Source organism: Corynebacterium sp. TAE3-ERU2, from assembly GCF_019209955.1.
GTDB classification, from domain to species: domain Bacteria; phylum Actinomycetota; class Actinomycetes; order Mycobacteriales; family Mycobacteriaceae; genus Corynebacterium; species Corynebacterium megadyptis.
Window position 1 is genome coordinate 446,948 of sequence record NZ_JAHUTL010000001.1, and the last position, 15,113, is coordinate 462,060.

The 15,113-nt window shown below is 64.5% G+C and carries 14 protein-coding genes; 1 reads left to right on the forward strand and 13 read right to left on the reverse strand.

Translation table 11 applies throughout. From position 1 onward, the window contains the following. Positions 1-98 precede the first annotated feature (98 nt). From KRX12_RS01935 to KRX12_RS01990, 12 genes are all read right to left on the reverse strand, one after another. Positions 99-839, reverse strand: coding sequence for an isoprenyl transferase (locus KRX12_RS01935; RefSeq protein WP_218364095.1), 741 nt, complete (start codon positions 837-839; stop codon positions 99-101). Between the two features lie 15 nt (positions 840-854). After that, on the reverse strand, positions 855-1,598 hold the full coding sequence (recO, locus tag KRX12_RS01940) for a DNA repair protein RecO (protein WP_218364096.1): 744 nt from the start codon (positions 1,596-1,598) through the stop codon (positions 855-857). A 15-nt stretch (positions 1,599-1,613) separates the two neighbouring features. After that, complete coding sequence (gene era, locus KRX12_RS01945) at positions 1,614-2,540, reverse strand: GTPase Era (RefSeq protein WP_255550015.1); 927 nt, start codon at positions 2,538-2,540, stop codon at positions 1,614-1,616. Between the two features lie 6 nt (positions 2,541-2,546). Next, complete coding sequence (locus KRX12_RS01950) at positions 2,547-3,875, reverse strand: hemolysin family protein (RefSeq protein WP_151529166.1); 1,329 nt, start codon at positions 3,873-3,875, stop codon at positions 2,547-2,549. 3 nt (positions 3,876-3,878) lie between these two features. Then, positions 3,879-4,481 carry an rRNA maturation RNase YbeY gene (gene ybeY / locus KRX12_RS01955; RefSeq protein WP_218364097.1) on the reverse strand — a complete coding sequence of 201 codons (603 nt, stop codon included), beginning with the start codon at positions 4,479-4,481 and terminating at the stop codon, positions 3,879-3,881. Beyond that, a complete protein-coding gene (locus tag KRX12_RS01960) occupies positions 4,478-5,473 on the reverse strand; it encodes a PhoH family protein (RefSeq protein WP_218364098.1) in 996 nt (331 codons plus the stop codon). The genes ybeY and KRX12_RS01960 overlap by 4 nt, the downstream gene beginning before the upstream one ends. 40 nt (positions 5,474-5,513) lie before the next feature. After that, the gene (locus KRX12_RS01965; protein WP_218365523.1) at positions 5,514-6,275 is read right to left on the reverse strand and encodes a 16S rRNA (uracil(1498)-N(3))-methyltransferase; all 762 of its coding nucleotides are present in this window, start codon (positions 6,273-6,275) and stop codon (positions 5,514-5,516) included. 5 nt (positions 6,276-6,280) lie between these two features. Next, positions 6,281-7,417, reverse strand: a complete 1,137-nt coding sequence (gene dnaJ, locus KRX12_RS01970) for a molecular chaperone DnaJ (protein ID WP_218365524.1) — start codon at positions 7,415-7,417, stop codon at positions 6,281-6,283. Positions 7,418-7,510: 93 nt separating this feature from the next. After that, complete coding sequence (hrcA, locus tag KRX12_RS01975; protein WP_218364101.1) at positions 7,511-8,548, reverse strand: heat-inducible transcriptional repressor HrcA; 1,038 nt, start codon at positions 8,546-8,548, stop codon at positions 7,511-7,513. Positions 8,549-8,576: 28 nt separating this feature from the next. Next, entirely contained in the window at positions 8,577-9,716 is a 1,140-nt protein-coding gene (gene hemW, locus KRX12_RS01980) for a radical SAM family heme chaperone HemW (protein WP_218365525.1), read from the reverse strand. A gap of 8 nt (positions 9,717-9,724) precedes the next feature. Beyond that, on the reverse strand, positions 9,725-10,405 hold the full coding sequence (locus KRX12_RS01985) for a hypothetical protein (RefSeq protein WP_151529159.1): 681 nt from the start codon (positions 10,403-10,405) through the stop codon (positions 9,725-9,727). Positions 10,406-10,538: 133 nt separating this feature from the next. Then, positions 10,539-12,377 (reverse strand): long-chain fatty acid--CoA ligase, encoded by a 1,839-nt coding sequence (locus KRX12_RS01990; RefSeq protein WP_218365526.1) that lies wholly within the window; start codon positions 12,375-12,377, stop codon positions 10,539-10,541. A gap of 166 nt (positions 12,378-12,543) precedes the next feature. On the opposite strand from KRX12_RS01990, the gene malQ reads away from it, so the two are divergent. Beyond that, positions 12,544-14,688 carry a 4-alpha-glucanotransferase gene (gene malQ / locus KRX12_RS01995; RefSeq protein ID WP_218365527.1) on the forward strand — a complete coding sequence of 715 codons (2,145 nt, stop codon included), beginning with the start codon at positions 12,544-12,546 and terminating at the stop codon, positions 14,686-14,688. A gap of 112 nt (positions 14,689-14,800) precedes the next feature. Here malQ and KRX12_RS02000 read toward each other — a convergent pair whose 3' ends face one another. Continuing rightward, positions 14,801-15,106: a hypothetical protein gene (locus tag KRX12_RS02000; protein WP_218365693.1), complete on the reverse strand. Its 306-nt coding sequence runs from the start codon at positions 15,104-15,106 to the stop codon at positions 14,801-14,803. Positions 15,107-15,113: the final 7 nt, after the last annotated feature.

Here is a 15,113-nt window from a genome sequence, read left to right on the forward strand (position 1 = left end):
ACGACGATACGTGGCCGATTACCACGTGATCGCCGGTATCTTAACCCCTCGTGGCGGCGCTGCCAACCGGGGTTGATCATGGGATATGGGTGAAATTTTTATTTCACTCCACCGAATCGGCGATCGCGGCGGGCATATTCCTCCACTGCGGCGAAAAGGTCCTGGGGAGTGAAATCGGGGAAGAGTTTGTCTTGGTAGACCATCTCGGCATACGCGGATTGCCAGAGCAAAAAGTTTGAGGTGCGCTTCTCCCCCGAGGGCCGCAAGAAGAGGTCCACATCAGGCATATCGGGCTCGTCGAGGAACTCGGAGAAGCGCTCCTCGGTGATAGCCCCAGGCGAGAGCGTCCCGGCACGGGCTTGGCGGGCGATCTCGCGGGCGGCGTCGACGATCTCGGCTCGGCCGCCGTAGTTCACGCACATAGCCAGGGTCATGCGGGTGTTGGACGCGGTGAGCTGCTCGGCTTCTTCCAGCTCGCGGATGACGCTGCGCCATAGCCGCGGCCGGCGGCCTGCCCACCGCACTCGCACGCCCTTCTCGTTGAGTACGTCGCGCTGCCGCCGCAGCACATCGCGATTGAAGCCCATGAGGAAGCGCACCTCGTCCGTGCTGCGCCGCCAGTTCTCGGTGGAGAAGGCGTAGGCGGAGAGATACTCCACGCCCAATGCGAGGCAGGCATCCACCACATCCATGAGCACGGCTTCGCCGCGTTTGTGGCCTTCGGTGCGCTTGAGGCCGCGTTCCTTAGCCCAGCGCCCATTTCCGTCCATGACCAGCGCAATATGGCGCGGAATAAACTCGGCGGGAATGTTCGGCGGGGTAAGTTCAGATGAATTCACTCCCTCATTGTGCCATTAATCCGCCCGCAGGCTGAGCACGCCCCGTTCGAGGTGGTATTGCACGTGATCGGTGATCAAGCGGTGCGCTGTATCCACCAGTGCCGCCCATTGCACCGGATCGGCCTGCTGGGCGCGGGCCATGGCATCGTAGCGGCCGTGCGCCATCCACCACATGAGCCGAAGCGCCTCGGTGGGCACGGTGGCGGCACCGGGTGGGCGGCATTCGGCGCATACGGCCCCGCCGGAGCCGGGGTCGAAGCCGCGGTGGGGCCCCGGTTTATCGCAGTGGGCGCAGTTGAACATTTCGGGCAACCAGCCGGCGCTGCCCATCGCCTGCAAGAGGAAAATATCGAGGCTGAGCAGCGGAGTGTCATCGTGGCGCAAGGAGTCGAGGGCGGCGGCGGCGAGATCGAACAGAGCCGCATCGGGCAGATCCGCCAAGGAGAGCTTTTCGGCGGTTTCGAGCACCGCGCAGGCCGCGCTATAGCGTTGGTAGTCCTCGATGATGCCGGATGCGTAGTAGTTCACCGTGTCTGCGCCGGTGATGAGCGCCAGGTTTTTGCCTGGGTAGCACTCGACGTCGAGAAGCACGAAGCGCTGGATCCGGGAGCCGAAACGCGAGCGGGCGCGGCGTACTCCTTTGGCCACGGCGCGCACCAGACCGTGTGCGCGCGTGAGCAGCACGACGATGCGATCGGCCTCGCCGAAATCATAGGTGCGCACCACGAGGGCGCGGTCGCGGAAGCTGCCGCGTCGCACGCGTGAGGACCTCCCCTAAAACCCGAGTCGTCCCAAGGATTTGGGATCCTGCTGCCAGTCTTTGAGCACCTTAATACGCAGGTCGAGATAGATATTATGGCCCAGCAGCTGGATGATCTCTTGGCGGGCGTTGTGCACGATGCGCCCATAGCGGCGATCGGCCTTGCCCATGAGGATCTTCTTCTGCCCGGGCCGCTCCACATAGATCACGGCGTGCACGTTTTTCACCCCGGGGCGCTCGGGATCGTCCAGCACCTCGTCGATCTCCACGGCCACCGAGTGCGGCAATTCCTCTTTGAGCCCGCTGAGGGCGGCCTCGCGGATGAGCTCGGCCATGCGCTTCTCGGTGGAGTCGTCGGTGATGTGATCGTCGGGATAGAACTTCGGCCCCTCGGGCAGCAGCCCCACAATCACGTCCATGAGCACATCGAGCTGCTCGCCCGACATCGAGGAGACCGGCACGAGTTCCGCCTCGGGCCCGAGCAGCTCATGGGCCTGCAGCAGCCGCTCGGCGATGGTATCCCGGCTGACCTTATCCACCTTGGTGATCACGCCCAGCAGGGTGGTGTGCGGCGCCACCTTGCGCACGTTCTCCACGATCCACCGATCGCCGGGCCCGATCTTCTCATCGGCGGGAATGGTGATGCCGATGACATCCACATCGGCATAGGTCTCGGCCACCATCTCATTGAGGCGCTCACCCAGCAGGGTGCGCGGACGGTGCAGCCCTGGGGTATCCACGATGACTACCTGCGCGTCCTCGCGGTGCACGAGCCCGCGAATGGTGTGCCGCGTGGTTTCCGGCTGATCGGCAGTAATGGCCACTTTCTCGCCCACCAGGGCGTTCATCAGCGTGGACTTGCCGGTATTGGGCCTTCCCACGAAACTCACAAAGCCAGAGCGGAAACCTTCAGGTGTATCGGTGAACATGCGCTTAAGCATACGCGATCAGCGTTGCGGCTCTTCGTCCTGCTCCGCTGGCTTATCGACGCTGACCACCACGGTGACAATACGCATCCGGCCCTTGCGATCCGTGCCGCCTTCCGCGGTCAGGGTGAGCCCGTGGGTATGGGTGCTGGAGCCGGGCAGGGGCACGCGCCCCAGGCCGAAGGCCATGAGCCCGCCCACGGTGTCCACGTCGAGGTCATCGTCAAACTCGAGATCCTGCTCGAGTTCCTCGGCCACAAACTCCTCGAGCTCGTCGAGGGAGAGCTTGGCGTGCACGCGGTAGCACCGCTCGGAGATCTTCTCGATGGGGGCGATCTCATCGGAGTCGTACTCGTCGGCGATCTCGCCCACGATCTCCTCCAAGATGTCCTCGATGGAGATCAACCCGGCGATGCCGCCGTATTCGTCCACCAACATCGCGATGTGGAAGCGCTGCAGCTGCATCTCCTGCAGCAGCTCGTCGAGGGACTTCGAATCGGGCACGAAGCTGGGCTCGCGCATCAGGTCGGTGACGGCGACGCTACGGCCGCCATCGGTGGAATAGTAGGTCTGCTGCACGAGGTCCTTGAGATAGACCACGCCCACGATATCGTCCACGTTTTCCCCGATCACGGGGATGCGGGAGTAGCCGGAGCGCACGCATAGCGAGGTGGCCTGGCCGGCATTCTTGTCCTGCTCGATCCACACCATCTCCGGCCGCGGCACCATCACTTGGCGGGCCGTGGTGGAGGTGAGGTCAAAGACGGACTGGATCATCTTGCGCTCGGAGTTTTCCACGATGCCGTTTTCGAGGGCCATGTCCACCATCTCGCGCACCTCCACCTCGGAGGCGAAGGGGCCATCGCGGAAACCATCACCGGGGGTGAGCTTATTGCCCACCCAGATGAGAATGCGGCTGATCGGGCCCAGCACATAGCCGATGGCGGAGAGCACCACGGCGGAACGCAACGAGACCGTGTAGGGGTTCTTGCGCCCCACGGTGCGGGAGAACACGCCCACCACGAGATAGTTGATGAGGCTGAAGCCGAGCACCGCGATCAGCAGCGCCCAGGCCTTGCCATCGATCAGGTCCACGGTAAACAGGGCGATGAGTACCGCGGCGATGGCGTCGAGAAGCGTGCGCAGCAACACCAGAAGATTGATGTTGTCGGCGCGGCGCTGCAACACTTTCAGGAGGGTTTTGGAACCCTCCTTCTCGCTTTTGACCATCTCTTCCACGCGGGCGGGAGAGATGGAATTGACGGCGGATTCGATGGTGCCGAAAGCCGCGGAGGCGATGGTGGCGACCACCGCCCCGAGGACGAAGATGAGCAATAAGGTGGGTTCCATAAGTTAGGGGCGGGGCTCCGCGATCGGCGGAATGTGTCCTTCTGTATCGGTCAGGGTCTCATCCAACTCGGCGCGATCGGCCGCGCTGGGAAAAGCAGATGCCCCCGAGGGCTTGGCGGGAAACTCGAGCTCGCGCTCGTGGATGTCATCGTACCAGTCGGCCAAAAGCTCATTTTGCAGCGCGAACATCTCCCGTTCCTGCTCGGGCTCGAGGTGATCGAAGCCCATCAGGTGCAGGCAGCCGTGCACAGTGAGCAGCGCCAATTCGTGGGAAAGATTGTGGCCAGCCTTGGTGGCTTGGCGCTCCGCGAACTCGGGGCAGAGCACGATATCGCCCAGCATGGCCGGGCCGGGATCGGCGGCGTCGGGGCGCCCACCGGAACCGGGGGTGAGCTCGTCCACGGGGAAGCTCATCACATCGGTGGGGCCTTCGAGATCCAGCCAGCGCACATGCAAATCGGCGATGGTGTCGAGGTCCACGATGTGGATGGATAGCTCTGCGGCTGGGTTGATGTCCATGCGTCGCAAAGCGAAACCGGCGACGTCGATGAGTGCTTCCTCATTGACTCCCGGGTATCCGGACTCATTAAAAATCTCGATGCTCACTGCTGGGCCTTCCGCTTGAGCTGGCGTTCATCATAATCGTCATAGGCGTCCACGATGGCGCCCACGAGCTGGTGGCGCACCACGTCCTCGGCGCCGAGATCGGCAAAGTAGATATCCTCTACCCCGGAGAGGATCTCGCGGACAATGCGCAACCCGGACTTCTGCCCACCGGGCAGATCCACCTGCGTGATATCGCCGGTGACCACCATCGTGGAGCCGAAGCCGAGGCGGGTAAGAAACATCTTCATCTGCGCCGGCGTGGTGTTCTGGGCCTCGTCGAGGATCACGAATGCATCATTGAGGGTGCGGCCGCGCATATAGGCCAAGGGGGCTACCTCGATCACACCGGCCTCCATGAGCTTGGTGATGGCCTCGGGGTCCATCATGTCGCGCAGCGCATCATAGAGCGGCCGCAGATAGGGGTCGATCTTGTCATTTAAGGTGCCGGGCAAAAAGCCCAGCTTCTCCCCTGCCTCCACGGCGGGACGAGTAAGAATGATGCGCGAGACAGCCTTGGACTGCAGGGCCTGCACGGCCTTGGCCATGGCCAAATAGGTTTTACCGGAACCGGCCGGGCCGATACCGAAGACCACGGTGTGCTGGTCGATGGCATCCACATAGTCCTGCTGGCCACGAGTCTTGGGGCGAATCACCTTGCCCCGGCGGGCCACGATCTCCTGGGCCAAGCGGCGATTGACGCCCTCGGGGGCCTCGACGCTCACCATAGTAATGGTGTGCTTGACCGCGTCGCGGGTGATGACGTGCCCCCGCCGAGCCATGGCCTGCAGCTCGTTCAGCACGCGGCGCGCCCGGGCCACCACGGGGGCGGGCCCGGTGAGGGTGACCTCGTTGCCGCGCACGAAGAAATCGCAGGCCAGCTGGTTGTCGAGGACCTTGATGTTCTCGTCATTGATCCCGCAGACCGCCTGGGCTAGCTGCGGCTCGATGCTATAGCTCAGCGATGCGGTTTCGGTGCGCTCGTAGATTCCCACGTGCTCTCTTTCTTGTCCTTTCCGGAGTGTCCACTGCAGCTTAACGTAGATGCCAGCGCGGAGTGCGCGAACCAATCGCGGCCAATGCCACCAGCCCGGCGCTGGCGGTGCGCAGCACCTCGGGGCCGAGCAGCACCGGCTGGGCGCCCGCCGCGCGAAAGGCCGCCAGCTCCTCCTCACTGATCCCGCCCTCGGGGCCGACGATGAGCATAATCTCTGGGGCATCAACAGGGGCGGTGCCCAGCGACTCGGTGGCCTCCTCGTGCAACACATAGGCCAGCCCGCCGGCGGCGGTGAGGGCCTCGATGCGCTGCACAATCTCGGCGGTCTGGTGCAGCTGCTCCACCTCGGGCACGACGGGGCGGCGGGACTGCTTGGCGGCCGCCACCGCCGTGCTCACCCATTTGCCGTGCAACTTCGCCCGCTTCTGCGCCGGCCACTTGGCGATACACCTGCTGGCCTGCCAGGGAATGAGGGCATCGACCCCGCCCTGGGTGGCCAGATCCACGGCGAGCTCCGCCCGCTCGGATTTGGGCAGCGCCTGGACGATACTCACCCGCGGCCGCGGCGCGGCCACCTCCTCCACCGCGCAGACAGTCAGCTCCACGCGCTGCTTGCTGGGCGGGGCGGCGATCTCGCAGCGCAGCACGAGGCCGCGGCCATTGCTCAGCCGCAGCTGCTCGCCCACGCCGAGTCGCATCACGGTGCCGGCATGGGTGGCCTCTTGGCCGCGCAGCTCCACGCGCGCACCCACCGGCGCGGCCGCCGCGAGCTCGGGGTCCAAAAAGAGCGGAAGGGACACTGCTTTTACCTGCGGAAGCGGCTGCGGACGCGGTCGAAGAAGCCCTCGCCCTCACGGTCCTGGCTATGCACCTTGACCGACTCGGAGGACTGGGCACGCACCTTCTCCAGCAGCTCGCGGGAGGCGTCATTGAGCTCGGTGGGCACGGTGACGTCGAGGTGCGCCACCATGTCACCGGCGCCCTCGGCGCGCAGCTTCGGCATGCCGGCGCCGTGCATGCGCACGGTCTGTCCGGGCTGGGAGCCGGGCTGGATATCCACCGTCAGCTCCTCGCCGCGAAGATCGGTGACGGTGAGAGCAGCGCCGAGCGCCGCATCCACCATGGGCACCTTCGCGGTGAAGTGCAGGGTATCGCCATCGCGGGTGAATACCGGGTGCGGGGTGGTGCTGACCTCCACGTAGAGATCGCCGGCCGGCCCACCACCGTGTCCGACCTCGCCCTGGCCGGCCATGCGGATGCGCATGCCGTCGGCGATGCCCTGCGGAATAGACACCACGAGATCGCGGCGCTTGCGCACCCGTCCCTCGCCCGAGCACTCCGAGCAGGGATCCTTGATAATCTCGCCGAAGCCCTGGCAGGCGCGGCAGGGGCGGGAGGTCATCACATTGCCGAGGATGCTGCGCTGCACCTCTTGGATCTCGCCGCTGCCATGACACGTCCCGCAGGTCTCGGGCGCAGCCTTGGACTCCGAACCGGTGCCCTCGCAGCGATCGCAGAGCACGGCAGTATCGACGGTGATGTCCTTCTTGACTCCGCGGAAGGCCTCCTCCAGGGAGATCTCGGTGCGCAGCAGGGCATCGTTGCCGGGCTGCACTCGCGAGCGCGGGCCACGGCCGCCCCCACCGGCGCCACCGAAGAAGGCTTCGAAGATATCGCCGAAGCCGCCACCGGAGAAGCCACCGCCATAGCCGCCCTGGGCGCGCTGCTCCATCGGGTCCCCGCCCATGTCCACGATGCGGCGTTTCTCGGGATCGAGCAGGACCTCTTGGGCCACCGAGATCTCGCGGAACTTCTCCGCTGCTTCCTCGGTATCGTTGACATCCGGGTGGTACTTGCGGGCCAGCTTGCGGTACGCCTTTTTAATCTGCGCATCGCTTGCCGACGAGTCCACGCCCAAGATTCCGTAATAGTCACGAGCCACGAGTCTTAATCTTTCCCCTAAGTAGTTGTATATTGACAGTGCTCAAACACCGATAGCTTAGTCTCCTCCCCTACAAGGAGAAACTTCGCGGAATTATTCCCCGTGATATTCGTCTGTGAGCACCCGCGACACATAGCTGGCCACGGCCTGCACCTTGGACATGGTGCCGTAATAATCCATATAGGTCGGCCCCATCACCCCCATGCCGCCCAGGCGTTCGCCGGTGCCATAGCCGGTAGCCACCAGCGAGGTGTGCTTCAGCTCCGATTCCTCGTGCTCGCCGCCGATGGAGACGCGCACGGAACCAAGATCGTGGGCATTGGAGAGCAGTTTGAGCACCACCACCTGCTCCTCCAGCGCCTCGAGCACCTCGGGAAGCCCCTGGGGAAAGTCGCCGCGGGCGCGGCTGAGATTGGAGGCGCCGGCCAGAATGAGGCGATCGGAAGGCGCCTCGACGAGGGTCTCGATAAGCACGGTGGCGCAAGTGATCACGGGAATACGGATGTCGTGCGGGGCGTGCGAGGCCAGATCCGCCAGCGCCACCGAGGCATCGGAGAGGGTGTGATTGCCCAGGGCCCGGTTGAGGGCGTGGCGCAGCTGCGCCACCTGTTCCGGCTCGATCACATCCTCGAGTTCCACATTGCGTTGCTCCACCCGGCCGGTATCGGTGATGAGCACGAGCAAGAGCCGCACGGGGCTGAGCAGCACCACCTCGCAGTGCTTGACCCGCGAGACCTGCAGCATCGGCATCTGCACCACCGCCGCCTGGCGGGTGAGTTGGGAGAGCAGCTGCACGGCGCGTCGCAGCACATCCTCCAGATCCACCCCTTCCTCCAGGAAGGAGAGGATGGCGCGCCGTTCGGGCAGCGAGAGCGGTTTGACGTCATGAATGGAGTCCACGAAGCTGCGATAGGCCTTCTCCGTGGGCACGCGCCCCGAGGAGGCATGGGGCTGGGTGATAAAACCCTCCGACTCCAGCACCGCCATGTCATTGCGGATGGTGGCCGAGGACACCCCGAGGTTATAGCGCTCCACCAGCGACTTCGACCCCACGGGCTCCTGAGAGCTGATGTAATCGGCAACAATCGCGCGCAGCACGCGGACGCGCCGCGCATCAGTGGCTGTGGACATGCATCTACCTCCCTCTTAACGCACCAGCCTAGTGCTCCTCCTCCGCGAGCAACAGATCGGCGATGATCCCATCGGCCAAGAGGCGACCCTGATTACTCAGTCTGAGCCGGTGCTTATCGACGCTCAGTAGCTGGCGATCAACGTAGCGGTCGATCGTCTCCGCAGCAGCCGGGTCCAGCGCGCTCCGCGCTATTCCCTCGCGCATGCGCAGGCCCAGCATAATCTGCTCGGTGTGGCGGTCGCTAGCGCTGAGCTGCTCCGTCTCCTGAATCGGCAACTCGCCGCGGCCGAGCCGCTCATAGTAGCGCCGCGGATGCTTGACGTTATAGAAGCGCTGGTTGCCGATATGCGAGTGCGCCCCCGGCCCGGCACCCCACCAGTCGGCATCGCGCCAGTAGCCGATATTGTGCCGGCACTCCCCGCCCGGGCGGGCCCAATTGGATACCTCATACCAGTCGAGTCCGGCCGCTTCGAGGCTGTGGGAGATGAGCTCATAGCGGCGGGCCATCACATCATCGTCGGGGGCGGGCAGCTGCCCGGTGCGCACCAGCCGCCCCATTTTGGTATTCGGTTCCACGATCAGCGCATAGGCCGAAACATGGTCCACCCCGGCCCCTAAGATCGTATCGAGGGTGAGGCGCACATCATCATCCGTTTCGCCCGGGGTGCCGTAGATCATGTCCAGGTTCACGTGCTCGAAACCGGCGGCATGCGCCTGCTCGGCCGCCGCGGCGGCACGGCCTGGGGTGTGGGTGCGATCGAGGGTGGCCAGCACCGACTCGCTGGCGGATTGCATCCCCAAAGACACGCGGGTGAAACCGCCCGCGCGCAGCTGCTCGAAATAGCGGGCCGAGGTGGATTCCGGATTGGACTCGGTGGTGATCTCCGCATCGGGGGCGAGATCATAGTGCTGGCGGATCATGCCCAGAATGGAGACGAGTTTCTCCGCGCCGAGCAGCGAGGGCGTGCCTCCGCCAATAAAGACCGTGTCCACCACGCGATGGCTGGTGGCGGCGGCCGAGAGCTCCAGCTCGATGGCGAGGGCCTGGAGATAGGACTCCGGGGAGGAGGCGCTACCGAGCTCGCCCGGGGTGTAGGTATTGAAATCGCAATATCCACAGCGCGTGGCGCAAAAGGGCACGTGAATATACACGCCAAAGGTGCTCATGGCTGCTCTCATGCACCCCGGTCGCTGGCGTGCATGCGGCGCCGCACCGAGGCCACCACGCCGTCGATCCACGCCCGCTCGGCGAGGAACTCGGGCGGGTGGGAGCCGCGGGCAGCCGCGGCATAGGAGGGGTGGGCGCGGGCGACGGTCTCCAGCCAACCCTCGGCGCAGGCGTGCACCAGCCGGCGGGTGCGGGTGAACATAGTGGCGAGGCTCACGCTCTCAAGGTCTGCGGCGGCGCAGGCAGTCTGGTCCAGCTCCCATTCCACAATCGCGGCGAGCTGCTGGGTGGCCAGTTCGGTGCGACCCTGCATGGCGTCGCTCAGCGCCGGCACCGACATCGGACTCGATAGCGCGAAAGAGGTGGAGAGCAGGTGGGCGTCGACAAGCTGCGGGCGCGCATATCGCTCCGTGCGCTTGCTGGATTCCCACACGCCCATGGACCCGGCGCGCAGCCCGCTGATGAGGGCCTGGCGGATGCCGTAGAGCTCCGAGACCACCACGCGGGCGTCGTTGATGGCTTCCACCGCGATCTCGTCGAATTCGAGGAGGCATTCCTCCACGAGCTCGGCGTCCCAGTCGGTGATGGCTTCGGCGATGTGCTCGATGTATTCGGCCACTTCATCGCCGATGTTGTACATCTCTTGAGTGAGCTCTTTGAGGCGCAGCTTGGCGTCAAGTAGCTCCACGTGCTGCTCCTTTACTCGCTGGGACGGGCGGGTTGTCTTCTGCGCGTACGACTTTAAGCCAGTTCTAAGAAAAAAGGGGGATGCCTCGCCGGGTGTGGCCCGATGGAGACATCCGCCCTGGGTAGTCCTGCGGCTAGTTCGTGCGGTAGAGCACGTCGATCTCTTCCGAGAAGCGCCGCACCACCACGTTGCGCTTGACCTTCAAAGTGGGAGTGAGCTCGTTTTCTTCTTCCTTGAGGTCCCGGTCCAGGATGTAGAACTTCTTGATCGCCTCGGCGTGGGAGACCATCATATTGGCGGAGTTGATCGCGTCCTGGATTTCGGCACGGAGCATGGGATCGAGGGCCACATCCTTCACCGACTTGGAGAGCGGGATATTGCGCTGGGCCTTGAAGTGCTCGAAGGCCTCCGGCTCCAGGGTGATGAGCACGCCGACGAAGGGCTTGCCATCGCCCACCACCAGCGCCTGGGAGATCAACGGGTGGGAGCGCAGCTGGTCCTCCAGCGGGCCGGGCGAGATATTCTTGCCGCCGGCGGTGACGATGAGATCCTTCTTGCGCCCAGTGATCTCGATGTGGCCGGATTCGTAGATCTCGCCGAGGTCGCCGGTGTTGAACCAGCCATCCTCGTCGAAGGACTCACGATTGGCCTCCTCGTTGTTCCAGTAGCCGCGGAAGAGGGTCTGCCCCTTGAACATCACCTCGCCCTCCGAGGAGAGCCGGGCGGAGACGCCACCGACGGGGCGGCCGACGGTGCCGATGATGTTGTCATCAAAGTTCACCGCAGCGGCGGCGGTGAGCTCGGTGAGGCCATAGCCCTCATAGACCGTCACACCGATGCCGCGGTAGAAGTGCAAGAGATCCCGGTCCATGGCGGCGCCACCGGAGATGCAATAGCGCACCGAGTTACCCAGCGCGGCGCGGAGCTTGGAATAGACCAGCTTGTCGTAGGTGGCGTGCCGCCACTGCAGGGTCTTGCTGGGGCCTTCCTCGGTATCGAGGGCCTTGGAGTATTCGCGGGCGGTCTTTTCCGCCTTCTCAAAGATCGCATCCTTGATCGGGCCGGCCTGCTTGGCGTTGAGCGCGGCGCCGTTGCGCACCTTCTCGAACACGCGCGGCACACCCAAGATGAGATGCGGGCGGGAGCGCTGGAACTCCACCGACAAGGTGGAGAAATCGGACCAGTGGCTCTGAGTGGCGCCCGAGATCACCACGCCCAAAGACACGGCGCGGGAGAACACGTGGGCCAACGGCAGGAAGGTGAGCACCCTATTGCCCGGGGTGGCCACCTGGCCGATGGGGTGAGTAAGCAAGGCATAGGCCTCGGCCAACCAATTGTGGTGCGTCAGCATGCAGCCCTTGGGGCGGCCGGTGGTGCCGGAGGTATAGACCAAGGAGGCGAGATCCTCGGAGCGGGTCTCGGCGATGCGTTTTTCCACCTCGGCGTCGTCTACCTCACGGCCTTCAAACATGATGGTGTCCACGGCGGAGGCATTAATTTCGAGGATGCGGCGCAGCTTCGAGGCCGAGCCGGACAGCCGCGGCACACCATTCTCATCCACCAGCAGGTTACGCATGAGCGCAGTGTGTTCTTGGGATTCGGTAAAGGCGAAGACCGCGCCGGAATCCTCAATAATCCACTGCACTTGGCTGAGCGAGGAGGAGCCATAAATCGGCACCGACACCGCCCCGGCCGCCCAAATAGCGAAATCAATGAGCGTCCACTCATAGCGGGTCTCGCAGAGCAGGGCCACGCGATCGCCCTTCTGCACTCCATTGGCAATTAAGCCCTTGGCCACCGCATAGACTTCCTCCGCAAATTCCTGGCCGGTGACATTAACCCATTCGAAGTTCTGCGGCCGGGTAAACATAATGCCGTAAGGGCGGGAGCGGGCGGTCTCCAGCATGGCGGTCAGGCATGTGTCATGCTCGCCGATGCTGTACTTCGCGGGGGTGGAGTACTCATTCACCATGCTTATTGTGGACCTTTCTTTCAACCGGGCGGCAACGCCGTTGCCTATTTTGAAGAAACCTTCATGTTGTAAGCTACCCGCCCCCACTGGCCGAGCGCACATAGCTCGCCAACGATAGCGGGCAATTATTGCACGATCCTCAGCGGTCAATGGCACTATGGTTCCTGTGAGCTCTAGAGACGAACTTCGTAATTTAGCCAGTACCCTGAGTGTTGCGACGCAGTACACCGCCAACGACGGTTCCGTAGTGGAGGTGAGTGAGGACACCCTCATCTCCATCATTGGGGCCTTAGGTTATGAGCTGTCCGCCGACTCCTCTGAGCAGGAGTTAGCGCAGTTACGCGCCCGCGTGGAGGATGCGGAAGCCACGCGCCCCCTGCCGCGCTGCGTAGTGGCCCGAGAAGGGGATCGCCACTTCTTTAATGTGCACGTGCACGACGGCGCCGCAGCCGATGTGCGGATCCTGCTCGAAGACGGCGGCGAGGTGCGCCCCCGCCAAGAGGATAATTGGACTCCCCCACGCACCGTCGATGGCTGCGCCTGGGGCGAGGCAACCTTCTCTACCCCCGATGATCTCCCCCTGGGCTGGCACACGCTGCAGTTGCGCTCCGAGGATATCGAGGAGGAGTGCCAGCTGGTAGTCACCCCCACCATGTTGAGCACCACCGCCTCCCTGCGCGAGCAGCCCTGCAGCGGCGTGATGGCGCAGCTCTATTCAGTGCGTTCCGCCGACTCGTGGGGCATCGGCGATTTCCATGATCTCGGCACCCTCGCCGAGGTGCTCGCGACGCATGCCGACGCCGACTACGTGCTGGTCAATCCGCTGCACGCGGCCGAGCCTTTCCCGCCGGTGGAGGATTCCCCCTACCTGCCCACCACCCGGCGCTTCATGAACCCGATCTACCTGCACATCGAGTCCATTCCGGAGTATCAGGCCCTCGACGCCCAGACCCAGGCAGAGATCCAGCAGCTGGCCGCGCCGCTGAAGGAGCTCAACCACTCGGGCGGGCTTATTGATCGCAATCCGATCTACGCCACCAAGCTGCAGGTGCTGCGCGAGCTCTATAACACTCCGCGCTCCCCCGAGCGCGAGCAACAGTTCCGCGAGTATGTGGAGATGGAGGGCCAGGGCCTCATCGATTTCTCCCTGTGGTGCGCCGAACAGGATCTCGCCGCCGAGGCCGAGCACGCCGCGCAGAATGGCAACCACGCCCTGAGCGAGGAGCCGATGGAGGTGGCCGCCTTCTACGCCTGGGTGCAATGGCTCTGCGATGCCCAGATGCGCCAGGCGCATCACCGCGCCCTCGACGCCGGCATGCGCATCGGCATCATGGCCGATCTCGCCGTCGGGGTGCACCCCGGTGGCGCCGATGCCCACACCCTCGCCGAGGTGCTGGCCCCGCAGGCATCGGTGGGTGCTCCACCGGACGCCTATAACCAGCAGGGTCAGGATTGGTCCCAGCCGCCGTGGGATCCCTTCAAGCTGGCGGAGTCCGGCTATGCGGCCTGGCGCGACATGTTGCGCACGATTCTGCGCCACAGCGGCGGCATCCGCATCGATCACATTCTGGGCCTATTCCGCCTGTGGTGGATTCCCCGCATGCAGGCGCCCACCCACGGCACCTATGTGCACTTCGACTACAACGCCCTCGTCGGCATCCTGGTCCTTGAGGCCGAGCGCGCCGGGGCGGTGGTGATCGGCGAGGATCTCGGTACCTTCGAATCCTGGGTGCAGGATGTGCTCGCCGAGCGCGGCATCATGGGCACCTCTATTTTGTGGTTCGAGTCCGAGCCCGAAGGCGGCGGCCCGCGCCTGCCCGAGCACTACCGCGAGCTGTGTCTCACCTCGGTCACCACCCACGATCTGCCTCCCACCGCCGGCTATCTGGCCGGTACCCATGTGGAGCTGCGGGATCAGCTGGGATTGTTCAGCCGTTCCAAGGAAGAGGAAAACGCCGAGGATCTGGCGTGGCAAAACGAGGTGCTGGAGCGCGTCCGCGAGCGGGGCTACTTCCGCGGGCACAGCCCCGTCGAGACCTTCCTGGGCGCCGAGCGCGGTGAGCGCGGGCAGCTGGTGGACTTGGTGGCTGCCCTGCACCGCTATGTGGCCGCCACCCCCTCGCTACTCACCTGCACCGCGCTGGTGGACTTGGTGGGCGATAAGGCAGTGCAGAATCAGCCGGGCACCACGAAGGAGCACTACCCCAACTGGTGTGTGCCGCTGCGCACTGCCACCGGCGAGCCGGTGCTTATCGAGGATCTGGCGGATGCGGAGTTCTTCCGCACCATCGCCGCGGCGGCGACGCGTTAGAGATGGCCGAGTAGCGCCATCACCACGACGAATAGCAGCAGCGCGATGAGTGCGAGCGTGACCCGCGACTTGCCATAGGTACTGCGCGGGCGGCGGCGACGGGGCTTATTCTTCATTCGGTGGTGGGCTCTTTCCAGGCGACGGGTTCTTGGTTCATCACGATCTTAGTACCCCGCGCCGCCGGGCCCGGCCGGACGGCCGCGGCGCTGCTGCTGCGGGAGGTGTCCTCGGCGTGCACGCGGGCGTGAATGCGGGAGCCCGCAAGGTCGATCACGCGCAAGAGCACCACCGCCCCAATCCCGCAGAGAACGAGCGTGACGGTGGTGACCACGGGCGCCTGCAGCCACACGGGCAAGGAGACGATCCACTGGCCGAGCTCATTGGTGATCTCAACGTAGATCTCTCGCAGCGCATCCATGGCTATG